Annotated in this window: 21 protein-coding genes; 9 read left to right on the forward strand and 12 right to left on the reverse strand. The window is 59.7% G+C overall.

Going from position 1 to position 23738, the window contains the following annotated elements:
- Nucleotides 1-135: 135 nt before the first annotated feature.
- From BLLJ_RS07415 to BLLJ_RS07425, 3 genes are all read right to left on the reverse strand, one after another.
- Nucleotides 136-894, reverse strand: a complete 759-nt coding sequence (locus BLLJ_RS07415) for a creatininase (protein WP_013582859.1) — start codon at nucleotides 892-894, stop codon at nucleotides 136-138.
- An 85-nt stretch (nucleotides 895-979) separates the two neighbouring features.
- On the reverse strand, nucleotides 980-2356 hold the full coding sequence (locus BLLJ_RS07420) for an MFS transporter (RefSeq protein WP_007055613.1): 1377 nt from the start codon (nucleotides 2354-2356) through the stop codon (nucleotides 980-982).
- Between the two features lie 189 nt (nucleotides 2357-2545).
- A complete protein-coding gene (locus tag BLLJ_RS07425) occupies nucleotides 2546-4048 on the reverse strand; it encodes a PucR family transcriptional regulator (RefSeq protein ID WP_007053976.1) in 1503 nt (500 codons plus the stop codon).
- A 142-nt stretch (nucleotides 4049-4190) separates the two neighbouring features.
- Between BLLJ_RS07425 and BLLJ_RS07430 the strand changes: the two genes are divergently transcribed.
- Entirely contained in the window at nucleotides 4191-5510 is a 1320-nt protein-coding gene (locus tag BLLJ_RS07430; RefSeq protein ID WP_007053197.1) for an amidohydrolase family protein, read from the forward strand.
- 179 nt (nucleotides 5511-5689) lie between these two features.
- Here BLLJ_RS07430 and BLLJ_RS07435 read toward each other — a convergent pair whose 3' ends face one another.
- Nucleotides 5690-8299, reverse strand: a complete 2610-nt coding sequence (locus tag BLLJ_RS07435) for an ATP-dependent Clp protease ATP-binding subunit (protein WP_007053196.1) — start codon at nucleotides 8297-8299, stop codon at nucleotides 5690-5692.
- A 149-nt stretch (nucleotides 8300-8448) separates the two neighbouring features.
- Between BLLJ_RS07435 and BLLJ_RS07440 the strand changes: the two genes are divergently transcribed.
- Nucleotides 8449-9414: a universal stress protein gene (locus BLLJ_RS07440; protein WP_007053195.1), complete on the forward strand. Its 966-nt coding sequence runs from the start codon at nucleotides 8449-8451 to the stop codon at nucleotides 9412-9414.
- 111 nt (nucleotides 9415-9525) lie between these two features.
- Here the strand turns inward: BLLJ_RS07440 and BLLJ_RS07445 are convergent, their stop codons facing one another.
- The 5 genes from BLLJ_RS07445 to BLLJ_RS07465 form a co-directional block, all read right to left on the reverse strand.
- Nucleotides 9526-10713, reverse strand: a complete 1188-nt coding sequence (locus BLLJ_RS07445; RefSeq protein ID WP_007058563.1) for a DUF3027 domain-containing protein — start codon at nucleotides 10711-10713, stop codon at nucleotides 9526-9528.
- Between the two features lie 8 nt (nucleotides 10714-10721).
- Entirely contained in the window at nucleotides 10722-11111 is a 390-nt protein-coding gene (locus BLLJ_RS07450) for a cold-shock protein (protein ID WP_007053193.1), read from the reverse strand.
- 69 nt (nucleotides 11112-11180) lie between these two features.
- The gene (locus BLLJ_RS07455) at nucleotides 11181-13172 is read right to left on the reverse strand and encodes a HAMP domain-containing sensor histidine kinase (RefSeq protein WP_007055645.1); all 1992 of its coding nucleotides are present in this window, start codon (nucleotides 13170-13172) and stop codon (nucleotides 11181-11183) included.
- 30 nt (nucleotides 13173-13202) lie between these two features.
- The gene (locus BLLJ_RS07460; RefSeq protein WP_007053191.1) at nucleotides 13203-13934 is read right to left on the reverse strand and encodes a response regulator transcription factor; all 732 of its coding nucleotides are present in this window, start codon (nucleotides 13932-13934) and stop codon (nucleotides 13203-13205) included.
- Nucleotides 13927-14592: a TPM domain-containing protein gene (locus BLLJ_RS07465; RefSeq protein ID WP_007055616.1), complete on the reverse strand. Its 666-nt coding sequence runs from the start codon at nucleotides 14590-14592 to the stop codon at nucleotides 13927-13929. The genes BLLJ_RS07460 and BLLJ_RS07465 overlap by 8 nt, the downstream gene beginning before the upstream one ends.
- Nucleotides 14593-14807: 215 nt before the next feature.
- Here BLLJ_RS07465 and BLLJ_RS07470 point away from each other — a divergent pair, with 215 nt between their 5' ends.
- The gene (locus BLLJ_RS07470; protein WP_007053189.1) at nucleotides 14808-15098 is read left to right on the forward strand and encodes a WXG100 family type VII secretion target; all 291 of its coding nucleotides are present in this window, start codon (nucleotides 14808-14810) and stop codon (nucleotides 15096-15098) included.
- 96 nt (nucleotides 15099-15194) lie between these two features.
- Here the strand turns inward: BLLJ_RS07470 and groL are convergent, their stop codons facing one another.
- The 3 genes from groL to BLLJ_RS07485 form a co-directional block, all read right to left on the reverse strand.
- Nucleotides 15195-16820 (reverse strand): chaperonin GroEL, encoded by a 1626-nt coding sequence (gene groL / locus BLLJ_RS07475; RefSeq protein ID WP_007053188.1) that lies wholly within the window; start codon nucleotides 16818-16820, stop codon nucleotides 15195-15197.
- Between the two features lie 237 nt (nucleotides 16821-17057).
- A complete protein-coding gene (locus BLLJ_RS07480) occupies nucleotides 17058-17297 on the reverse strand; it encodes a cold-shock protein (protein WP_007053186.1) in 240 nt (79 codons plus the stop codon).
- A 229-nt stretch (nucleotides 17298-17526) separates the two neighbouring features.
- The gene (locus BLLJ_RS07485; RefSeq protein WP_007055622.1) at nucleotides 17527-18210 is read right to left on the reverse strand and encodes a LytR C-terminal domain-containing protein; all 684 of its coding nucleotides are present in this window, start codon (nucleotides 18208-18210) and stop codon (nucleotides 17527-17529) included.
- Nucleotides 18211-18325: 115 nt separating this feature from the next.
- On the opposite strand from BLLJ_RS07485, the gene BLLJ_RS07490 reads away from it, so the two are divergent.
- The 6 genes from BLLJ_RS07490 to BLLJ_RS07515 are packed head-to-tail and all read left to right on the forward strand — an operon-like array spanning nucleotide 18326 to nucleotide 23715.
- Nucleotides 18326-19015, forward strand: a complete 690-nt coding sequence (locus BLLJ_RS07490) for a uracil-DNA glycosylase (protein WP_007053184.1) — start codon at nucleotides 18326-18328, stop codon at nucleotides 19013-19015.
- 39 nt (nucleotides 19016-19054) lie between these two features.
- Entirely contained in the window at nucleotides 19055-20134 is a 1080-nt protein-coding gene (locus BLLJ_RS07495) for an AAA family ATPase (protein ID WP_007053183.1), read from the forward strand.
- Entirely contained in the window at nucleotides 20131-21081 is a 951-nt protein-coding gene (locus BLLJ_RS07500; protein ID WP_007053182.1) for a DUF58 domain-containing protein, read from the forward strand. The genes BLLJ_RS07495 and BLLJ_RS07500 overlap by 4 nt, the downstream gene beginning before the upstream one ends.
- Nucleotides 21078-21632: a hypothetical protein gene (locus BLLJ_RS07505; protein ID WP_021975282.1), complete on the forward strand. Its 555-nt coding sequence runs from the start codon at nucleotides 21078-21080 to the stop codon at nucleotides 21630-21632. The genes BLLJ_RS07500 and BLLJ_RS07505 overlap by 4 nt, the downstream gene beginning before the upstream one ends.
- The gene (locus BLLJ_RS07510; RefSeq protein ID WP_007053180.1) at nucleotides 21629-22687 is read left to right on the forward strand and encodes a vWA domain-containing protein; all 1059 of its coding nucleotides are present in this window, start codon (nucleotides 21629-21631) and stop codon (nucleotides 22685-22687) included. The genes BLLJ_RS07505 and BLLJ_RS07510 overlap by 4 nt, the downstream gene beginning before the upstream one ends.
- Entirely contained in the window at nucleotides 22684-23715 is a 1032-nt protein-coding gene (locus BLLJ_RS07515; protein WP_013582861.1) for a vWA domain-containing protein, read from the forward strand. The genes BLLJ_RS07510 and BLLJ_RS07515 overlap by 4 nt, the downstream gene beginning before the upstream one ends.
- Nucleotides 23716-23738 lie beyond the last annotated feature (23 nt).

Here is a 23738-nt window from a genome sequence, read left to right on the forward strand (position 1 = left end):
TGAATGGCCATGCCTAGGAAGGCGACTCTCAGGTGAATTCTTAGCGGCGTCTTGGGATGGGAAAGGCCTGACCCCATACTATCAGGGTCAGGCCTTTGCAACCCGAGTCACTACGAATGCGTCAGCAAGAGGAGATTACTCGCCAAATTCCTCGGCGCAGATCTCAGCTACCGCATCCACGCACGCCTCGGCAATCAGACGGCCGCGTTCGGCGCTCGAGCCGGCCGGATTGGCGAGTCCGCCGTGAGCGGGAACGTCACCTTGGCGCACAGGGTAGCGGACATAGGATTTCGCCGTGGCACCGGCTTCCTCGACCATACGGTCCATGTGCACCAGTTCCGGCGCATAGTGGAGCATCAACGAAGTTTCGGTGACGGCCGCATGCTCCAATGCCCAGCCGGGGAACACCAATCCATCGAACACCTTGTCGATAACCGACTGCGGAACTGGATCCCACCAATTGGTTTCCACGATGGTGGCTACTCCCCCGGTTTCGCGGATGACCAGATCGATGGCCTCGACGATGAACGCCTCGTTTTCAAAATGCGCGTTCATGACGACGATCTTGGTGAAGCCATCGGCGATGAGTTCGCTCAGCACGTCGTGCATTTGGTTGATCACTGTCACGCCGTTCATGTCGATAGTGCCCGGGAACAGCGGCCCGCCACCGGAGAGCGGCTTGGACTTGTATCCGTAGCTCAGGGTGGGCAGCACGGTGCCGTCGATGCGTTCCGCCAGATCTTCGGCGACCCGCGTGGCGAGTACCGCGTCGGTGCCGATGGGCAGATGCTGGCCGTGCTGTTCGGTCGAACCGATCGGCACGATGACGGGACGAGTCTTCGCCTCCTTGAATTCCGGCCAGGTCATGTGGTCCATACGGCGGTTGCTACCCATTGCAGTACTCCTTTAGGTTGGTGGTGGATTGGATGGTCGATGAATACGCCCGGCTCCCTCGGGGAAGGAGCCGGAGCTGAGGAGATCAGATGTGATTCAGATCCTTGTCGGTGTTTTCGTGGGAGAGGATCATCGCGACCAAGGCGATGGCCGCAACGCCCACCATGTACCAGGCCGGGGCGATGGACGAACCGGTCAGGGCAATCAGGCCAGTGGCGATGAACGAGGCCGTACCACCGAAGATGGCGTTGGCCAGATTGAAGCTGAACGCGAATCCGGTGAAGCGCACGGAGGTGGGGAACGTCTCGGTCAGGTAGCTGGACAGGGTACCGTCGTTGGCGGTCAGGGTGGCGCACATTGCCAGCTCAACCAGCAGCACGGGCCAGAACTGGGAGGTGTTGAGGATGAGGAAGGCAGGAACGGTGAGGACGATGAACGCCACGCAAGCGCCGATGAGCACCTTCTTGCGGCCGAATTTGTCGGAGATGTGGCCCATGCCGAACACCATGAACACGTAGGCGACCAGGCAGATGGTGGTGATGGTGCCGGACTGGGGGGCGTCCATGCCGACGGTGTCAGACAGATAGGTCGGCAGGTAGGTGAGCACGGTGTAGAAGCCGACCGCGTTCAGCACGCAGGCTCCGAAGCTGATGATCAGAGCCTTGAGATGGTTGTGGAACAACTCGGCGAGCGGGGCGAACATGCCGCTCTTGGCAGCGATTTGACCGTCGGCGGAGGCGGCGCCCTTGGACTCAAGCGCATCGTTCATCGACTGGTAGACGGGGGAATCAGCGAGCTTGGCGCGGATGTACAGCACAATCAGACCGAGCGGGCCGGCCAGCAGGAACGGCACACGCCATCCCCAACCGACCATCGCGCTAGAGTTCATGTTGGCGGTCATCAGCGTGGCCAGAGTAGAACCGGCGAGCAGACCGATAGCGGTGGAAGCCGGAATCAGCGAGCAGTAGATGCCGCGCTTTGAAGTGGGCGCATATTCGCCGAGGAACGTGGCCGCACCGGCATATTCACCGGAGGCGGAGAAGCCCTGCACCATGCGCAGCAGTAGAAGCAGAATCGGCGCGCCAACGCCAATCACCGAGTAAGACGGCAGGCAGCCGATCAGGAAGCTCGCACCGGACATGAACATAATCGAGTGGGCCAGTGCGGCTTTACGGCCTTTCTTATCTCCATAGCTACCCCAGAACAGTGCGCCGATTGGACGCAGGATGAAGGATAGCGCGAACACGCCGAAGGTCTGCAGCATGGCGACGGTGTGATTGTCGGTTGGGAAGAACACCAGGGCGATAGTGGTGGCGAAGTACGAATAGGAGGCGTAGTCGAACCACTCGATGAAGTTGCCGAGGAAGGAAGATACCGCGACTTTTCTGACCATGGCCTGTTCTTCAGTTTGCGGGGTGGAATTCATCAGTCGTGCAGATGTAGTAATCGTTGCGGAACTCATGATGTCACCGTCCTTTCAAGGATGTGCTGTTCGTGTGACTGAATGAGATTCAAGTGGGAATCCGTTTCGCAGCAGGTCGACCAGCGCCGCGATAGCCTCGACTATGCCCTTGAGTATTTGCTGAAACGTGAATCGTCGATTAACCAGTTCGGCGTAGAAGTGGACAGGTTGCCCAGTGGCACTGCCGTATTATTCACCATGCTGTTCTTGCCATGATTTCGTGAGTTTGGCGGCGAATAGCAGCATCACCCAGTTCGGTTTGTCGTTATAGTCGACGCCGACCATTTGTGTCACTTTGTCCAGTCGGTTGTACAGGGTTTGCCGTCTGATACCCAATTGCTCGCACGCGCCGGTTTTGCTGTCGAGGTTGTCGAAGCAGGCGCACAGTGTGTCCAGCAACAGCGGGGAGGCGGCGACCTCGAATCCGATGGTCTGCACCACGAGCATGCGCATCGCCTTGTCCATATCAGAGGATGCGACGAAACGGTCGACGAGTGCGGACATGGTACTTACGACTCGCCCGTATGCCGGTTCATGATTGGCGATGTCACGCAATACCGCGAACCCGTCGACCAGCGTCACCGTGTCCAATGCCACTCGGCCATGCACCACGTATATACCGTCGCCTTCCAGTACGGCAAGCGCATCCATGCAATGGCGTCCGAATGCGGCCGCACCGTCTGAGGAATCGGTGGTGGAGCACCATCCGACCATCAAGTCACCTTCCAGCATGCAGGAGACGGCGCATCCCGACAGTTCTTCGAACCGTTCGACCATCGTCGATACATGGTTGATGCCTTCCACCACCGATCTGAACCGAAAAGCGAATGGCATATAGATGCATGATCCGGCAAAACCCAGCGCTTCGAGCATCGCATGCGCTTCCTGCGCCTCAAATGTATTGACGTGCACGCCGTCGGCCGGACCCATACTCAGATGATGCATCATGCCCATGCGCGCACCGCCGTCAATATAAAGGGCGGCCACCGGAGACACGATGGTGGCGATGGCCCGACGCATCGTGGCGTCGGAAGTCATGGTGCGTTGCGTGATCTCCAATGCTCCCACCGGCCGGGAGCGACTTTCAAGGGCGATGACGGCGCTCGATTCGTTGCCGGCATCGAACGCACGACCCGCTCGAGCGGCCAACAGACCGTCACCATCGAAAATGGCGACGCTTTCGCCGAACAGCGACGCAATGGTTTCGGCCACAGCCTCGATATTGCCGGTACGGGACAATCCCTCACGTAATGAAGTGGACATTGTGTCCACCTCCAATTGCAAGTGCATCTGTTCGTGCACGATAGCGGTATTGACGCTCTGACAGATGTCGACAAAAGGTACGCGAGATTTCAAACCAATCAACGTCAACCCATGCAGCCTGGCCGCAGACACCAGTTCGTCCGGCATCCGCACCACACCCTCCACCAGTTCGACCACCAGAGCGGCGACACCAGCCTGTGCCAGGCTTGCTACATATTGTCCTAGCGTGCCGTGCCAATCGGCGGCGAGCAGAGCGTTGCCCTCGATAATCAGCATCTCACCGCCCGAAAGGAAGCTGGAGACATCCTCTCGCTCGTTGGTGAACACCCATCGCACTGGCGTATCGAGGTCTTTGCCTTCGACCTCCACCACAGGATCGGCTCGTTTGAACTGCGTGTTATGAAGCACACTGCGAATCGATACAGTCATACAATCTGTCCATTCCCCCGCGGAACACCGGTCGTTCCGGTTAACCTCACCGCAAAGCGTGCTGTTGACAATAACCTCAGTTGGTTACGCGGGCAGTCGGTTCACGTAACCGTTCGGCAACACACCAGTTGAAGGAGCGACGATGACTACCACACTGTTCACCAACGCACATATCGCCACCGGAGAACCCGGAAGCACGGCTGCAAGCACCCTGCCATTGCAGGACATTCTCGTCACGGATGGCGTGTTCACCGCATTCGGCCCCGGACTCGCGCAACAATATGAGGCTCAGGGTGGTGATCTGGCGGCCATTGAGGTGGTCGATCTGGGCGGCAAACTTGTCTGCCCACCGTTCTGCGATACGCATCTGCACCTTGATTACGTATTCACGGCCCGCAAGCCCGGTGCGGTGAATGAAAGCGGAACCTTGTTTGAGGGCATCCAGCGATGGAGTGAGACCAAGTCCGACTTGACGGTCGACGAGATCAAGCAGCGCGCGAAAATCGGCATTAAGAAAGAAATGCTGCATGGCGTGCAGCTCATTCGATCCCATGCCGATGTGACCGACCCGAACCTGACCTCGTTAAAGGCGCTGCTGGAGCTTAAGGAGGAATTGAAGGATACGGTCACTCTCCAGATCGTCAGCTTCCCGCAGGAGGGCATGTACTCCTACGAGGGCCCGCATGGCGAATCGGGTGCCGAGCTGGTGGAGGAAGGACTCAAGATGGGTGCCGACTGCGTGGGCGGCATCCCCCATTTCGAACAGTGCCGTGAGTTTGGCGAGCATTCCATGCACACGGTAGTTGAGTTGGCTTCGAAATACGACAAGCTCATCGACGTGCATTGCGATGAGACGGATGATCCGAATTCCCGTTACGTGGAGCTGCTTTCGGCGCTGGCATATAAGGCTGGCATTGGCCCGAAGGTCACCGCCAGCCACACCTGTTCGCTGGGATCGGCGGACAACGCCTACTTCTTCCACCTGACCAAGCTGCTTAAGGCGGCGCATATCAACTTCGCCTGCGCCCCCACCGAGAACCTGTATTTGCAGGGCCGTCAGGATACCTTCCCCAAGCGCCGTGGCATCACGCGAGTCAAGGAGCTCACTGAGGCGGGTGTCAATGTGTCATTGGGCCAGGATTCAATGCAGGACCCGTGGTACCCGTTGGGCAATGGCAATATGATGCTCATTCTTGATTATGTGCTGCATTTGGCACAGATGATGAGCTTTGAAGAAATCGACGATGCGTTGAAGTTCCTGACCGTCAACGGTGCCACTACGTTGGGCCTGCGCGATATGTACGGCTTGGAAACGGGCAAGCCAGCAAACTTCATTGTGCTGGACGCCGATAGCGTGTTCAACGCCGTGTATGAGCGCTGCTCGGTATTGCGTTCGGTGCGCGCCGGCCGCACGCTGTTTACCCGCGAGGAGACCATCGACACCGGACTCGCCCTGCTGTAATAATCCGACACAAACAGTAGCTCCCCTTGACAGGGGAGCTGTCGCCAGAGGCAACTGAGGGGTAGACCACAAACGTGCACATCATGTGTGCGCAGGTCTACCCCTCAGTCAGCTTCGCTGACAGCTCCCCTGTCAAGGGGAGCTTTGCTGGTATGCGCTAGCTACGCTATCGAAACGGACTACTCCTGCGGAGCGTCACCGGAATCGGCGGGAGCGGATTCGGCCGGCTCAGTGGCCGGAGTGGCGTCGGCTGGAGTCTCGCCATCAGTGGCGGCACCGTCTTCGGCGGGCTTATCGGCGGCGGCCGGCTCCTCGAACTCCTCACCCTTGAAGGTGAATTCGCCGAGGATACCCTCGCCTTCCGCATCCACAATCACGCGCTGACCGTCTTCGAGATCGCCCATCAGGATCTTCTCGGAGATGGCGTCCTCGATGTCGCGCTGAATCACGCGGCGCAGCGGACGGGCACCGAGCAGCGGGTCGAAGCCCTTCTGCGCGAGCAGGTCCTTGGCGGCGTCGGTGAGTTCGAGCGACATATGACGGTCGAACAGGCGGTCGTTGAGCTGCTTGACGTCCAGATCCACGATCTGGCGCACCTGCGGCTCGGTGAGCTGCTTGAAGACGATGATGTCGTCCAGACGGTTCAGGAACTCCGGGCGGAACTGCTGCTTCAATTCGGAGCTGACCTGGTCCTTCATGCGCTGGTAGCTGGACTCGTTGTTGGCACCTAGGTTGAAGCCCGTGTTGGCGGCCTTGGCGATGTCTCGCGTACCGAGGTTGGTGGTCAGGATGATGATGGTGTTCTTAAAGTCCACCTTGCGGCCCTGACCGTCGGTCAGGTGGCCGTCATCGAGCACCTGCAGCAACGTGTTGAAGATGTCCGGATGAGCCTTTTCGATCTCGTCGAACAGCACCACGGAGAACGGCTTGCGGCGCACCTTTTCGGTGAGCTCGCCGCCTTCCTCGTAGCCGACGTATCCCGGAGGCGCACCGAAGAGTCGCGAAGCCGCGTACTTCTCGGAGAACTCGGACATATCCACGCGAATCAGCGCGTCCTCATCGTCGAACAGGAATTCGGCGAGCGTCTTGGCCAGCTCGGTCTTGCCGACGCCGGTGGGGCCGGCGAAGATGAACGAGCCGGACGGGCGCTTCGGGTCCTTCAGACCCACGCGAGTACGGCGGATAGAGCGGGACAGGGCGGAAACCGCCTCGTCCTGGCCGATGATGCGCTTGTGCAGTTCGGCTTCCATGTTGAGCAGTTTCTTGGACTCGGCCTGAGTCAGCTTGAACACCGGGATACCGGTGGTGGAGCTGATGACCTCGGCGATCACGTCCTCGTCCACGACCATCTTGACGTCGGACTCGCCTTCGCGCCAGGAGTCTTCCTTCTGCTTGCGATCGGCTTCCAGCTTCTCCTGCTTGTCGCGCAGTTCGGCGGCCTTCTCGAAGTCCTGGCCCTTGATGGCCTCGTCCTTGTCGGCGGCGATCTTGGCGATCTTCTCGTCGAGTTCCTTGAGCTCAGGCGGGGCGGTCAGGCGCTTGATGCGCAGGCGTGCACCGGCCTCATCGATCAGGTCGATGGCCTTGTCAGGCAGATTACGGTCCTGGATGTACCGGCTGGACAGCTCTGCGGCGGACTGCAGCGCGCCATCGGTGATGGTCACGTGGTGGTGGTTCTCGTAACGGGAACGCAGGCCCTTCAGGATCTCGATGGTCTCGGCGATGGTCGGCTCGTGCACCTGAATCGGCTGGAAACGGCGTTCCAGAGCCGCGTCCTTCTCGATGTACTTGCGGTACTCGTCGGTGGTGGTGGCACCAATGGTCTGGAGCTCGCCACGGGCCAGCATCGGCTTCAACATGTCGGAGGCACCCAGCGCGCCGTCAGCCGAGCCGGCGCCCACGATGGTGTGGATCTCGTCGATGAACAGCACGATATCACCACGGGTCTTGATTTCCTTCAGCACCTTCTTCAGGCGCTCCTCGAAATCACCACGGTAGCGGGAGCCGGCCACCATGGAACCGAGGTCCAGCGAGTAGACCTGCTTGCCCTTCAGGGTTTCCGGCACGTCGCCGGCTTGGATCTTCTGGGCCAAGCCTTCGACCACAGCGGTCTTGCCCACGCCGGGCTCGCCGATCAGCACCGGGTTGTTCTTGGTGCGGCGGGAGAGCACGACCATAACACGCTCAATCTCGTTGGTACGGCCGATGACCGGGTCCAGCTTGCCTTCAGCGGCTTCGGCGGTCAGGTTGCGGCCGAACTGATCGAGGATGGCGGAACCGGACTTGTTCTGCTTGTCCGTCACGCCGCCGGCGTTGGCCAAGTCGCCCTTGCCGTCACCGGTGCCGGTGCCGGAGTTGCCGCGAATCATATCGATGGTCGCGCTACGCAACTCGCCCAGATCGACGTCCATCTTGATGAGCACCTGGGTGCCCACGCCTTCGCCTTCGCGAATCAGGCCGAGCAGGATGTGCTCGGTGCCGATGTAGCTGTGGCCCAGCTGCAGGGCTTCACGCAGCGAAAACTCCAACACCTGCTTGGCGTGCGGAGTAAAGGGGATGTGCCCGTTCGGAGCCGCGTTGCCCTTGCCGATCATTTCTTCAACCTGCTTGCGGGTGGCATCCAGCTCCACGCCCTTCGAGGCGAGTGCCTTGGCGGCTACACCCTCACCTTCGCGGATCAGGCCGAGCAGCAGGTGTTCGGTGCCGATGTAGTTGTGCTGAAGGGCCCTCGCCTCTTCCTGCGCCAACACGATCACGCGCCGTGCACGGTCGGTAAACCGTTCGAACATGCTTGTCCTTCCTCAATTGACATTCCGTCTTACTCTACCGATTCACGATGACGTTTATTCATCGGATTCCACGAATTGCGCCGTGAGAGGAGAAGAAAACGATATGCTGGTTCTAGATTCACCCGTAGTCGATTACAAGGAGGCTCGAAATGAGTGAAGCTGCAACCAAGCCCGACATCGTTGTCGGTGTGGATGGTTCCGATGAATCCTTTGCCGCGCTGAAGTGGGCGCTTGAGGAGGCCTCGTTAACCGGTCAGAGCGTCAACGCCGTGTTTGGCTGGACGCATTCCTGGGATATGGGGTCCGAACCGGACAGCGACGAGGCCTGGGCCAAGGTCCGCCACGATATTGCCAACGAGCTGCGTGTGTGGGTCGACAAGGCCGCTGCAGGCATCGACTTCGATCCGGCGAATCTGAAGCTCACCTCGGTGAAGGCCTCCGGTACTTCGGCCCTGCTGCAGATCGGCCATGATTCGCAGCAGATCGTGGTCGGCCGCCGCTCGCTGAGCCGTATGGCCCGCTGGTTCATGGGGTCCCTGTCCGCTTCGCTGGCCGAGGCCGCCGAAGTGCCGGTGACCGTGGTGCGCATCGCCGGCAGCGAGGATGAGACCGTGACCGAGGCCATTGCCAACGCCCTGACTCCGGGAGACAAGCCCGTTCACTACACGCAGCCTCAGCCGGTGGTTGAGGAGGCTCGCCGCCCGGTGGTGGTTGGTGTGGATGGTTCCGAGACTTCCCGCCGTGCGTTCGATTTCGCACTGGAAGAAGCACGACTGCACGACGCGCCGCTGCATGTGATGTTCTGCTGGCAGCTCAAGGATTTGGGCGTTATTCCGGGCTATGAGAACGCCGTGGCACCGGTGAAGGTCGGTCAGCGCCGCGCCGAGGAGATTCTCTCTGAGCTGATGGCCAAGGCCCGGATTCCCGATGGCGTCAAGGTCAGCACAAACGCCTTCCATATTCCCGCATCCAAAGGTCTGATCGCGGCCTCGCGGTACGCCAGCCATCTGGTGGTCGGCTCGCGTGGCCTGTCCGGGCTGGACGCGCACTTCCTGGGATCGGTGTCCCGCCAGATCGTGAACTTCGCCGAATGCACGGTGACCGTGGTGCACTGATTCACCAAAATCGGCATGGAGTGCTAACGCACGCCTCGGTGATGGGCTTGCAGGGAGGAATTCTTTATTCCTGCAACCCCATCACCATCTACTTTTCGCGGAATTCGGAGTTTATTCCTCGTCCGCCCTGTTCTGGCGCAGCTGCTCAATGAGATCGATGACGGTTTCGAGTTCAGGAGTCACATCGTCTGAAGGACGAACGTTATCCTCTTCGTCGTCCATCTCATCATCCTCATCATCATCGGCAACGGTGTTGTTGAGGATATCCTCTTCGGTGGCCTCGTCGTCAGCATCAGACTTGGACTCGTCGCTGGAATCAGCTGCATCAACATCCACAACGGAATCGGATGCGTTCTGTGCAACGGACTCATCACCGGCAGACTGGGATTGCGAGGTCCCGTCGCCTGCCGCCTCCTCAGCGGGCTCAGTATCGACGGCGTTCCCGTCAACAGTCTTCTGTGCTTCGATATCATCACCGGCAGGCTCGCCTGTCTTGTCGGTTTCGCCTTCGGCCTCGTCCTGGGCAGCCGGTTCCTGCTTGCGCGGACGGTTGGCCACCACGTCGATATGCAGATCGTCGAAAGCAGGCTTGGACTGCACCCACAGCTGGCTTGGCTCGGGAGGTTCGATTTCGGAATGCTCACCGCAGCCGTGGTCCAAGGAAACCACGCGGCCGTCATCCGGACTCCACTTGTTGGCGCACACGCCGAACATACGGTCGAGTTCGCCCGCGAGCGGCACGAAGAAACCACAGGTGGAGCACAGGTTGCCTTCGGCGGTTTTGGTGCTCAACGCTTTGGGGCCTCGCGGACCTTCATACCAGCGCTTGGCAGCCTGCGCGCGGCCCAGCGAGGTCAGCACGTGACGGCGGGTCAGTCGGAAGGTCTCGACGGCGTCGTTGACATCCTGCAGCGAGGATTCCTCGACTTCGCCTTCCTCGATGCGCTCGTCATCCGGATCGGTACCGATCGAATCGGTGGGAGCCAGATCCGTGGGCTCAAGGCGATCCCTCCAAGGAATCCACTTGGGCGGCATCAACGCGCCCTCAGTAGGGATCAAGGAGGATTCGTTGACGGTCCAGGAGTCGATCTCCTCGTCGTGATACAGCGTCACCGACCATTGCCATCCTTCGTAGCCACGGATATTCGCGGCGAAGCGGAAGTCAGTGACGTGATCCTCAAGATCATATGAGGTAACGAAATCCCCCACCTGATCGCTCTCGTCGGCCACTTCGAGCAGCACGGCGCGCGCGATGGCGTGAGGGTCCGGTGTCACGATGGTTTCGGTGGTATCAGTCATAGATCAGATCAGTCCTGTACATCGAATTGATCCGCCACCGCACGCAGCAACGTGGCCAGCTTTTTGCTGTCGGCAGCAGATGGGTAACGGTGACGGCGCAACGTATTGCCGGCCGCATCAAGCATCTTGATGAGGTCCTCGCAGATGGCGGCCATGTCATCCGCCTTCGGGCGGGTGGCCTTGACCAAGCTGGGAGCGGAGGCGATCAGGCGAACATCCATGGCCTGCGGCCCACGACGGCCGTCCACCACGGAATACTCCACCTTGGCCCCCTTGCGCAACGTGGTGACGCCAGTGGGTAGGGCCTGAGCCGGCAGGAACACGTCCTTGCCTTCCTCACTGGTGATGAAGCCATAACCCTTGGCTGCGTCAAACCAACGAACTCGACCGGTGGGCATTGCGAACCTTCCTTAATCCTCAATGGAAATAGTAAACCGAAGGTACAGTTTACCTCACAGGGCTTGACCTCACGCTTTGGGCTGAGTCGCCTGAGTCTTACGCTCAGAGCTGAACCAAGAAGTCTTCTGTTTGGCGTCCTTGGTTTTGCCGGTGGACTGCTTGGGCTCAGGAGCGGCGATCTGCTCAATCGGCAGCACCACGGTGAAGGTCAGGCCTCCCCCATCGGTGCCGGTGGCGCAGATAAAGCCGTGATGTGCTTTGACCACGGATTGCGCGATGGCCATGCCCAAACCAGTACCGCCCTTTTCGCGGGCACGGGATGGGTCCGCGGTGTAGAAGCGTTCGAAAATCTTCGAGCGCGATTCAGGCGGCACGCCGGGGCCATGGTCCACGAAACGCAATACGGCATATCGATAGCCGGTCTGCATCGAGGCACCTACTTCGGCAGCGTCGATGAACCGCCGCATTGACGCGTCGCTGGCGGGCATGCGGGCGAGCTGTCTTGGATCGATGGCGGCCGGCATCACACCGAGCGCGGCTTCAGCGGGCGAATCGGCAGGCGTGTAGCGGTGGATGTTGCCCACGATGTTGGTCACCACCTGGCGCAGTCGAGAGGCATCACCGGGCAGTACGACCTCAGGCCAATCGCCTTCGGCAAGGCTGAATTCGGCGGGATGGTTCAAATCGCGCGCCGGTTCGAGGGAAATCTGCATGCGGCGAACGGCACGGTCCGGGTCGAGCGCATGCAAATCGTCGACGGCGTCGGTGACCAGCGACGAGAGTTTCACCGTGCCGGTCATATCGATGCCGCGCCCCTCATCGAGACGGGCCAAAGACAGCAGATCCTCAACAAGAACAGTCATGCGCTGGCTGGACCGTTCGATATGTTCGATGGACTCGTCCGCACGCTCCAAGGCACCAGGCATATCGCGCTGCATCTTATACAGCTCCGCATAGCCATGGATGGCGGCCAACGGGGTGCGCAGCTCATGGCTGGCGTCGGAGACGAACCGTTTCATCTTGTCGGTGGTCTCCTCCTGCTCATGGAAACTGGATTCTATTCGGGTGAGCATGGAATTCAGCGAGGCGGCCAGAGAGCCGACCTCGGTGTTTTCCGGCGCGGAAGGAATACGTTGGCTCAGGTCGCCGGCTGCAATTTTCGCGGCGGTCTTCTCGATGCGCTTCAGCGGCGTCATCGTGTGCTGGATGATCAGCGTGGACAGGGAGCCGCCGAGCAGCACCACGGCGATGCCGACCACAATGCAGTATCGGGTGAGTGTGTTGACGGTGTCGATTTGGTCGGCCAGCGACAAGCCGATGTACACCACGGCACGGTCCTTGCCGTTTTGCTGGAAGGTCACCGGCAGAATACGCCATGGTGCCCTCGCCGTGACGATGGCGGCATGGTTGGCATTGGCAGTGGGGTTGGCCAGTACCTTGGTGATGGTGTCAGAGGAATTGGAGTTTCCGTTGGCCGGATCGTTCTGGCTGTCCGCACTGTCGGACTGCACCGTGATGATCTGCTTGGCCACCGCCTGCGTAGTGAATGCCTGACCGAGCGTGATGCCATTGGTATCGCCATAGGTAGGCAGAATCGGCACCGATACGATACCGTCCTGCATCTGCGGCATCAGCGGGGTCACGACCAGAGGATTGCCTTCTTTGTCTTTGGTTCCGTCGGTGTATTGAATCTGCAGAAAGTACGAGTTCGGCCCCGATGAGTCATTTTTTGACAGCAGATCGATATTGTTGACCACCAGTTGGCTTTGCGAGCTTAACTGGGTGTCGGTTTTCTGCAGCATGTAGTTGTTCACCAACGCGCGGATGGAGAAGGAAATCACCGACACGCCGATGAGCAGCACGGCGATGGTGCAGGCCACCAGCTTGCTGCTCAACGAGATACGGTCGATATGCCGCATCAGCATGTTTTTCTTACGCTCGCGCTGCTCTTGGAAATGGGCGGCGAACGGCGACATTGCAGGCATGGGATTCGTGTTCGGGGCGGCGTTCGGCGTGCTGCTCGGCGGTACGCCGCCTGACTGCTTATCGGGGATACTCATGAGATTGCGATACGTTATGGATGGAGGCGATTAGTTCTTCGGTTCGCGAATCATGTATCCGATGCCGCGCTTGGTTTCGATCAGCGGAGTCACCTTGCGCTTGCCGCCTTCGCCGTCGTCGACCTCGATGCCGTCGACTTTCTTGCGCAGGTAGGAGATGTACGATTCGACGATGGCTGCGTCGCCGCCCCAGTCGTATTGCCAGACATGGTCGAGAATCTGTGCCTTGGACAGTACTCGGCCCTCGTTGTCCATCAGGTAGCGCAGCAGCTTGTATTCGGTAGGGCTCAGGTCAACCGGCTGCCCTGCACGGGTCACGTCGTGGGAGTCCTCGTTGATTTCCAAGTCGGCGACGCGAATAATCGGATCGTCTTCCACCTGTTCGCGGGTACGGCGCAGAATGGCGCGGATGCGAGCCACGACTTCCTCGAGGCTGAACGGCTTGGTGACGTAATCGTCACCGCCGACGGTCAGGCCCATGATCTTGTCTTGGGTGTCGTCACGAGCGGTGAGAAACAGCACAGGGGCGTTAATGCCTTCCTGGCGGATGCGACGGGTGACGGTGAATCCATCGATGTCAGGCAGCATGACGTCCAACACGATGAGGTCAGGCTGCACTTTTTCGATAACCTCAATGGCTTCGGAACCGGAAGCGGCGGTGTTTACCTCGAATCCGGCGAAGTGCAGGGAAGCGACCAGCAGTTCTCGGATGGACGGCTCGTCGTCGACAACAACAATCGATGCTTCAATAGGCTTACTCATGCTTCCTAGAGTGTCGCGCTCTTCTGGGCGTTTCCTGAATGTCATCTTGGAGTTCGGCCTTGGAATCCTTCTTGATCTCCTTGCGCCGATGAATCACCACCATGACCACGATGATGATGACCAGCGCCACCAATACCACACCCATGATGATTATGCCTACGATCACCGTGGACGATGAGGTGGAGGCTTTTTTGGATTTCACGATTTGATCCATCATTGCCGTTGCCGCGCCAGACCAGCTCGGCGGGTTTTCCAGTAACGGCTGCTGTGCGGCTTCGGATAGCTTATCGACGGTTTTGTTATCGAGAAGCCACTTATCGGAGTTCTTGGACACGACGACCACCAGGTTGCCGTCATTCGAGGCCACGGCAAGCATCACTGTGTTCGGCTTGGGATTCATGGACTCCATCACGGTTGCCGCCCAGTCTCCCGGTTTCTGTTGACTATTGAAACTGGAAAGATACAGCAGATGCACGTGTACACCGGTTTCCTTCTCGGTTTTGGCGATGGCATCCGTGACTTCGGCCGCATGGGAGCCCAGGAGATTTTCCGTATCCGTGATGTTCTCGGTGATGGTCACGCCGCTGTCGGTGCTGCTGCTGGAGCTGTCAGAGCTGTCGCTCGAGTTATCCCCATAGGCATTTGCGGTTATCCACATTGCGTTCATCGCTACTGCAGCAAGGGCGCAAATGGCGCAAACAAGCCATTTTCGGACCATATTCCCGAAGGCCGAATAGGACGGCTCCGAAGCTAGGACCACAATAGTTGTTTTTCCGTCTTCCCGATTCGTTGTTGACATATCCTCCACCTTAACGGCCGGTATTGGCAATCGGCCGCCATACATACCATTAACCCTCTAGAAAAGGAGCAACGATGCCCCAATATCAGGTAGATTCCGAGCGAATCCAATCATCCTCGGCCGCAGTGGCCACTTCGATCTCGCAAATCAGGCAGGCCGTGGGCGGCATGTACACCAATCTCAATGCCTTGCAGGACGCATGGCGAGGTTCGGCGGCCACCCAGTTCACCGCGGTAGCCGAACAGTGGCGTGCGGCCCAACAGCAGATGGAGGCCTCACTCGAGTCCATCCAACGCTCGCTGACGCAAGCCTCCACCGTGTACGCTGACGCCGAAATCCAAGCTTCGCGCCTGTTTGCCAGCTAGTTTCTTGGCTCCCCTCAAAGAGGGGAGCCAGAATACAAAAAAGGGACTCCCGAAGGAGTCCCCTTTCAGCTCAATCAGCTAGCGATCGTTTGCGGATCAGTAGCCCATGTCGGCACCGGCGGCCGGGGCAGCAGACTTCGGCTCCGGCTTGTTGGCAACGACGGCCTCGGTGGTCAGGAACAGACCAGCGATGGAGGCGGCGTTCTGCAGAGCGGAGCGGGTCACCTTGACCGGGTCGGTCACACCGGCGGCCAGCAGGTCTTCGTAGGTGTCGGTGGCGGCGTTGAAGCCTTCGCCATCAGGCAGGGAGCGGACGGTGTTGATGACCACGTCACCGGACACGCCGGCGTTCTCGGCGATCTGCTTGATCGGGGCCTCGATGGCGCGGAACACGATGGCGGCACCGGTAGCCTCTTCGCCGGTCAGGGAGGTGACGGCCTCGGTCTTCTCGGCCTTGGCAGCAGCCTGAACGAGGGCCACGCCACCGCCAGGCAGCAGGCCTTCCTCGATGGCGGCCTTGGCGTTACGCACGGCATCTTCGATGCGGTGCTTGCGCTCCTTGGCCTCGACCTCGGTGGCAGCGCCGACCTTGATGACAGCCACGCCGCCAGCCAGCTTGGCCAGACGCTCCTGCAGCTTCTCACGGTCGTAATCGGAGTCGGTGTTCTCGATCTCAGCGCGGATCTGGGCCACGCGAGCGTCGATGTCTTCCTTGGAGCCAGCGCCCTGAACGATGGTGGTCTCGTCCTTGGAGACGATGACCTTCTTGGCGTGGCCGAGCACGGAGGTGTCGACGGACTCGAGCTTCAGGCCCAGTTCGTCGGAGACAACCTGAGCACCGGTCAGGATGGCCATATCCTGCAGCATGGCCTTGCGACGGTCGCCAAAGCCCGGGGCCTTGACGGCGCAGGACTTGAAGGTGCCACGGATGTTGTTCAGGATCAAGGTCGGCAGTGCTTCGCCGTCGACGTCCTCAGCGATGATCAGCAGCGGCTTGCCGGTCTTCATGACCAGCTCGGCCACGTGCACGATGTCCTGCTGGGATGAGACCTTGCCGGAGGTCAGCAGAATGTACGGATCTTCGAGCACTGCGGTCTGGTCGTCAGCGTTGGTGACGAAGTACGGGGCGATGTAGCCCTTGTCAAAACGCATGCCCTCGGTGAAGTCGAGGTCCAGGCCGAAGCGGTTGTTGTCTTCAACGGTCACAACGCCGTCCTGGCCGACCTTGTCCAGAGCCTCAGCGATCTTCTCGCCGACCTCAGGGTCAGCGGCGGAGATGGTGGCGGTAGCAGCGATCTGGTCCTTGGTCTCGACGTCCTTGGCGGCAGCGACGAGTTCCTTGACGATGACCTCGGTGGCCTTCTCGATGCCGCGACGCAGGGCGATCGGGTTGGAGCCGGCGACCACGTTCTTCAGACCCTCGTGAACCAGGGACTGAGCAAGCACGGTTGCAGTGGTGGTGCCGTCACCGGCGACGTCGTCGGTCTTCTTGGCGACTTCCTTGACCAGCTCGGCGCCGATGCGCTCGTACGGGTCTTCAAGGTCGATTTCCTTGGCGATGGACACGCCATCGTTGGTGATGGTCGGAGCGCCGTAGGTCTTGTCGAGCACGACGTTGCGGCCCTTCGGGCCCAGAGTGACCTTGACGGTGTTGGCGAGCTTGTCAAGGCCCTCCAGCATGCCCTGACGGGCTTCCTCATCATAAGAGATGATCTTTGCCATGGTTGCGTATTCCTCCAAATGGCTAGGTATACCGGTTATCACTCGCAAGCGTCGAGTCGTGACGACCAGCCGTCAGCTGCCGATTATCACTCTCGACCTCCGAGTGCTAACCCAGACATTAGCACTCGCGCCCGCCGAGTGCCAACACCATCGGCGGCGATTGCGCTTTGGGCATGAAAAAGCCCCAACCGTCGAAACGGTCAGGGCCTTCAATGCACATCCTTGCGTGCGTGTTACTCACTCGGAGCGGGCTTCACCCGAAGACAGCTTGACAACATCCTTTGCCTGCGTGCCTTTGCCGGACGAAGCGGGCGTATACTCCACGCGATCGCCCTCGTACAGCATTTTGAACTTATTGGTGCTGCCGTCGTCCTTGATTTCCGCGTAGTGCACGAAAACGTCCTCGCCGCCGTCGTCCGGCTGGATAAACCCGAACCCCTTCTTGGCAAGGAAGAACTTCACGGTACCTTGTGCCATATCTGGTCTTTCCTTTGTTCCCTTGGGCGTCGCGACACAAAACCTATAGGGAACGTAGAAAGAACCGCATCGCGCTCCCCCTACCTCGCGACTAGATGACGATTGTACAGTGACGAGGGAACAATCTCAACCGCAGTGGCACATTTTCGGTACGAATTATTCCATAGGCGTGAGAACGCTCACAGTTTTCGATGTATTTCTCGCCGATATCAGGGGCGCATCAACAACGCTAGTTGAGCAACACCACCGTAATGGGAACGGCGAGTCCTTGCACCTGCTCCACAGCCGAAATGCCAAGCGTGGTCGCCACATCCTCAGCGGTGGCCTTATCGGTCTCATTCTGATACCACACCACGGAAGAAGCCGGCAATGTGCCGCTCGGATTGGTCGCCTCGACACTGGTGTAACCGGCGGTCTGCAGCACATCGGCCTGCTGACCCGCATATCCTTGGATTCCTGTGGCGTTGACCACACGCACCTGCGTGGCCTTATTCACAGTCGCGATGGCTTCGGACTGCTGAGACTGCTGATCGGAGTTTTGATTCTCATTCGAGGATGTCGTGTCACTGTCGGTATCGGACTTTGCCGAATCCGAAGTCGAGTCCTTGGACGAATCGGTCGAAGTGGACGAGGAATCATCCTTGGTGCTGTTCTTGGTCTCAGCCTTGCTGGACGAATCGGACTTGGACGTGGTCGCCGTCTGGGACGATCCTCCCACTACATTCTTGTATTCTCCGGAAATCCATGCCCAGGCCCCGACACCGCACAGCGCGGCCACCAGAATAACGACGATGAACGGGCAGAGGCGGGCCATTACCGAACGAGCGCCACGGTGAACTCCCACCGGTCCCTTCGGAGGATTGTCGAAGGAATCCGGTTCATAGGATTCGTAGGTCATCGTGTCGCGTGCCATAATCGCCCTTTCTTCCTATCAAAACTACCCATGAGTGTAATCGGCAAACAACTCATCAGTCCACCACACCACGCCCCATGCACCGGATATGCACGTTTGACTACAGTGGTGAGTCATGATCAAACCATTGAGCGAACTGGTAGAGCCAGGGTGGGCCCATGCCTTGGCCGACGTGGAGCCCACCATCCACCATATGGGCGATTTTCTTCGTGCGGAAAACGCCGCCGGGCGCCCGTGGCTGCCGGCAAGCCACAATATTCTGCGCGCGTTCACCATCCCGTTCGATTCCATCAAGGTGCTGATTGTCGGCCAGGACCCCTACCCGACCCCGGGTCACCCGGTGGGTTTGAGCTTCTGCGTGGCGCCAAATGTTCACCCGCTGCCGAAAAGCCTGATCAATATTTATAAGGAATTGGTTGACGACCTTGGGGTGCCCATGCCCACCAACGGCGATCTGACACCGTGGACGGAACGTGGGGTGATGTTGCTCAACAGATGTCTGACTGTCGGCGTCGGGCGGCCAAATTCGCATCAGGGCAAAGGCTGGGAGGAAGTCACCGAGGCCGCGATTCGTGCGTTGAACGCGCGCACGGACGCCGACGGCAAGCCCCAGCCGCTGGTGGCGATTCTCTGGGGGCGTAATGCGCAAAGCCTCGAGCCATTGCTGACCAATGCCTTCATTATCAAATCGCCTCATCCGAGTCCGCTGTCCGCTTCCCGCGGATTCTTCGGCTCCAAACCATTCTCCAGAGCCAATCAAGCCCTAGTCACCATGGGTGCCGACCCGGTGGATTGGACTCTTTAGGCAGGCCAACAGTCATTGTGAGTAGTTACAGTGGGGGGCATGACTTTGTTCCCCACGCAACCGAACATACCTTCGCCGACCACCGCCGCACGACCGGTCGCCGTTCCCGCGCCCGGCGTGTCGGCTCCGCTGGGTGCCGATGACGCCAAACGCGCACGTATCCTGGCCGACGCCATTCGGGCGAGGTTCGCCCAGACACTGGTGGGTCAGGATAATCTACGCGAATCGCTTATCGTGACCTTGGTGGCCGGCGGGCATATTCTTATCGAATCCGTGCCGGGCTTGGCCAAGACCACGGCCGCCCAGACGCTCGCCACCTGCGTATCCGGCTCGTTCAAGCGCGTGCAGTGCACTCCTGATCTCATGCCATCTGATCTGGTGGGCACGCAGGTCTTCGATTTTGCGTCGCAGAAGTTCACCACGCAGATCGGTCCGATTCACGCCAATTTCGTACTGCTGGACGAGATCAACCGTTCGAATGCCAAAACCCAGTCCGCCATGCTTGAGGCCATGGCCGAGGGTGCCACGACCATCGGCGGGCAGCGTATCGCCTTGCCCAAGCCGTTCATGGTGATCGCCACCGAGAATCCGATCGAGGAGGAGGGCACGTTCAACCTGCCCGAAGCCCAGATGGATCGTTTCATGATGAAGGCCGTCATGACCTATCCTTCGCCCGACGAAGAGGCTCGGATGCTGGCCATGCTCACCCGCCGCGGCTCCGATATGATCGGTCCCGACACCATCACCGGCGAACGCATTTCCGTGTCCGACGTTGATTTTTTGCGCAAGGCGGCACGCCGCGTGCATGTTTCCGACGCGATCATGCGTTATGCGGTCGATATCACCGCCACGTCACGAGGTGCCGGCTCCCGCCCCATCAAGGGACTGTCGTCCTTGGTGCGTTTGGGCGCCTCGCCGCGCGCCACCATCGCCTTGACCCGTATCGGCCAGGCGAAGGCGTTGCTGTCCGGGCGCGACTATGTGGTACCCGAGGACCTCAAGGCGTTCGCTCATGAGGTGCTGCGCCACCGTATTATGCTGACGTTCGAGGCACTGGCCGATGGCGTGGTCAGCGATCAGATCGTCGACAAGATCGTCGAAACGGTTCCTGTTCCGTGAGTTCCGATTCCGTTCGCAAGAAGATCGAGGCCCTTGGCACTCAGCTGAGCCTGCCTACCGTAAGGAAGGCTTTGGGCGCGCTGGAGGGCGAACACGCATCCGGGCGTCGCGGCGGCAGCGGCGATGCGATGGATGTGCATGCCTATGAGCCAGGCGACGAATCCCGTCTTATCGATTGGAAGACCAGCGCCCGCCAAGGCCGCCCCATGGTGGTCGAGCGCGAGCGCCTGTCGACGTCACGGGTCTGGTTGCTGATGGACGTGGGCCTGGAGATGACTGGCGTATGCCCTTCCGGAGAACGCGCATGGCAGGTTGCCGCCAATGCGCTGCGTATGTTCGCCGCACTGTCGTTGCGCCGGTCGGACGATATTTCGCTGGTGTTCGGCGATGAGTCCAGTATCACCCGCGTGCCGTTCAACGGTGGGTTCGCGCAGTTCGAACGCACGCTGGACAAGGCGCTTGACCGTGATTGGGATCATCACCGTAATATCGACGCGCTGCTGGAATATGCGCGCCGTATCAAGGATCGCGAGGCATTGATCGTATTGGCCACCGATGAGCATGCGATGGAGGAGCGGCATATCACCACGATCCGTCGTATTACCCGCACCCATCCGATGGTGCTGATCGATGTGGCGACGATGAATCCGTTCAAGGCCGTCTCATCCCGCCACGCTCCCACCGACGGCTTGAGTGCACGGCGTGTGCCGGCATTCCTGCGCAACGCCAAGGCAGCGGCCGAGGTCGATACTCATCGCGCGTATATGGCCGCGGCTTTGGAACAGGAGCTCACCCGTGCCGGTTCCCATATCATTCGATCCGCATCCAGCGAATCCATGTTCGATCGTTTCGTCGCCCTGGTGTCCCGGGCATTGGCCCGCACCACACGCAATAGACTGGGTACTGCACCCGAACTGGTCGGACTGACTTTGGCTGGTGATCTATGATGCACAGCATGTTCCCCATCATCCCGCTCGCCACTGATCCCGGCGATCTCAGGCCCGTGGAGTCGTTGGCCTTGACCACTCCCCTGGTGGTGGCCATCATCGCATGCCTGTTGCTGGCGGTAGGTCTGATCGCGTTGATCATCATGCTGTCTCGCCCCGCACGCAAACCTCGGAACAGCGACCGCGCGCGTGGCGCTCATAGCAATGCCAGCTCCAAGGCCGAGTGGCGTGCCCGCATCGACGATGTGGTGGCCCGTCATGAATCCGGAGCACTGCCCCGGCATGAGGCTTTCGTCGAATTGTCCGTCATCGCCCGTGATTTCGCCGGTGCCGCATCAGGCAAGGAGCTTAGTTCCAGTACGCTGACCGATTTGGCGTACCTGAATCGCACGCCCGCGAATCGCCAAGGATTGGACGCATTGAAGCAGACCATTGGCGCGTTGTATCCACCGGAATTTGCCGATGATGCCCGCAACCGAATCGCCCAGACGACCAGCGTGCAGCAGGCCGCCGAGTGGGTGGCGAATCTGGTGGAAAGGTGGCGTTCATGATGCTGGCATGGCATTGGCCTTGGGCCGCTCTGGCCGGCGTCTTGGCGACGCTGGCGATTATCGTGCTGATTGTCGTGTTCGCCCGCCGTAACGCCGCCGACGACACCCCTGTATTCTCGATGGACGACGATCTCAATACCGAGCACGCTTCCCGCCTGTTCCGTCAATGGCGCGCTTTGGGCCGTCTCGCCATCAGCGTGCTGGTGCTTGCGCTGGCGCTGGCCATTGTGCTGGTGGCTCGCCCCAGCCAAGTGGATGCCGGTGACGAACGCGCTTCCAGCCGAGATATCGTCCTGTGTCTGGATGTGTCGGGGTCCACGCTCCCCTATGATCGCGAGGTCATCGACACCTATTTGGAACTGGTCAAGCATTTCGAGGGGGAACGTATCGGTTTGAGTATCTTCAACTCGACCTCACGCACGGTGTTCCCGCTGACCGACGACTACGAACTGGTCACCAAACAGTTGACCTCCGCCAGCAAGGCGCTGAAAGGCGTCGAGTCGCAGGATGACATCGATAAGATGTCCGATGCCGAATATCAGGACATCGCCAATTGGCTCGAAGGCACGCAGAACCGCAAGGACGCCACCTCCTTGATTGGCGACGGCGTGGTGTCTTGCGCGGCGATGCTCCCCGGTTTCGCTTATGGCGAAGCCAATCATGCGAATGCCGACCGTCAGCGTGCGGCATCCATCGTGCTGGCCACCGACAACGTCGTGTCGGGCAAGCCCACCTATTCGCTGACCGAAGCGTTGGATTTGACCCAGCAGACCAAAATCACCGTGGACGGCCTGTATTCCGGGCCGAAAGCCAGTGAATCGGACCAAACCACAACGGATATGAAGTCCGCGATCGAGTCGCATGGAGGCATCTTCCTCACCCAATCGAATGGCGCGTCGATAGATGAGCTGGTACGGGATATTCAGTCGCGTAGAGATACGGATGTGGAGAACAAGGCGAAATCCTCGATGGTGGACGCTCCCGGTCTGTGGACGCTTGCTCTGGCCGTGATACTCATTATCTGGATCGTATGTGCATGGAGGTTGAGGCGATGAACGGATTCACCTTCTCCCCCGCCTTGGGCTGGGTCGCCGGCGGACTGCTGGCGGCCGGGCTCGCCGTACTGGCCATTCTCGAAATCGCATTATTTGTTCGTCGCCGTGCTTCCAGTGACGAGACCGTGTGGGCTTGCATACGACGTACGCTTATGCTGCTCATCGTCGCGGTGATGGTACTGACTCCCAGCGTGGTATCGTCTACCACCTCACAGGCCATCAATGCCACCGACGTCATCGTGGCGGTGGATACCACCGGGTCGATGGCGGTGGCCGATGCCACATACGGGTCCGAGAAGACCATTACCCGCATCGATGCCGCACGTCAGGCCGTGCATGATGTGACCGCCGCTTATCCGGACGCCAGTTTCGCGGCGTTACGGTTCGGTGCTTCGGGAACGCTTGATGTGCCGCTGACCCCGGATGCGCCGGCCATCGATAATTGGGCCAACACGTTGGCGGTGGAAGCCACATCCGTGTCAGCGGGCTCCAGTCTGGATGCTCCGATCGATCAATTGCTGCTGACCGCGAAGTCGATTCGTGAAGCGCACCCGGATGATGCGATTGTGCTGTACCTCATCACTGACGGCGAACAGACCTCGAATGTGACGCGTCGTACGTTCTCGTCACTGCGCCAGTATCTCAATGATGGGTTTACCGTGGGCGTCGGCTCGACCGAGGGCGGCAAGATTCCCGTCATCGCCGATGGCGTCAGTGCCGGCGATTCCAACACCACGGACCACTGGGTGGTCGACCCGGATACCGGCGAACCCGGCATCTCCAAGATGGATGAGAAGAACCTTAAAGACATTGCCGACGAGATCAGTGGCACGTATGTGGCCGTGAACGCTTCACAGACTTTGGCGGATTCGGTTTCGGCCAAGTCATCGAAGCAGTGGCGCATGACCACCACGGTCAAGGAGCGCACACGCACCACGCCGGTGGTATGGCCGCTGGCCATTGCGTTGGCGATATTGCTTGCCATGGAAGTCGGTGCATGGATCGCAACCTCAAGGAGACTGCTGTGAGAAACAGTAACGAAATCCACGAG

The sequence above is a fragment of the Bifidobacterium longum subsp. longum JCM 1217 genome (assembly GCF_000196555.1).
Lineage (GTDB): Bacteria > Actinomycetota > Actinomycetes > Actinomycetales > Bifidobacteriaceae > Bifidobacterium > Bifidobacterium longum.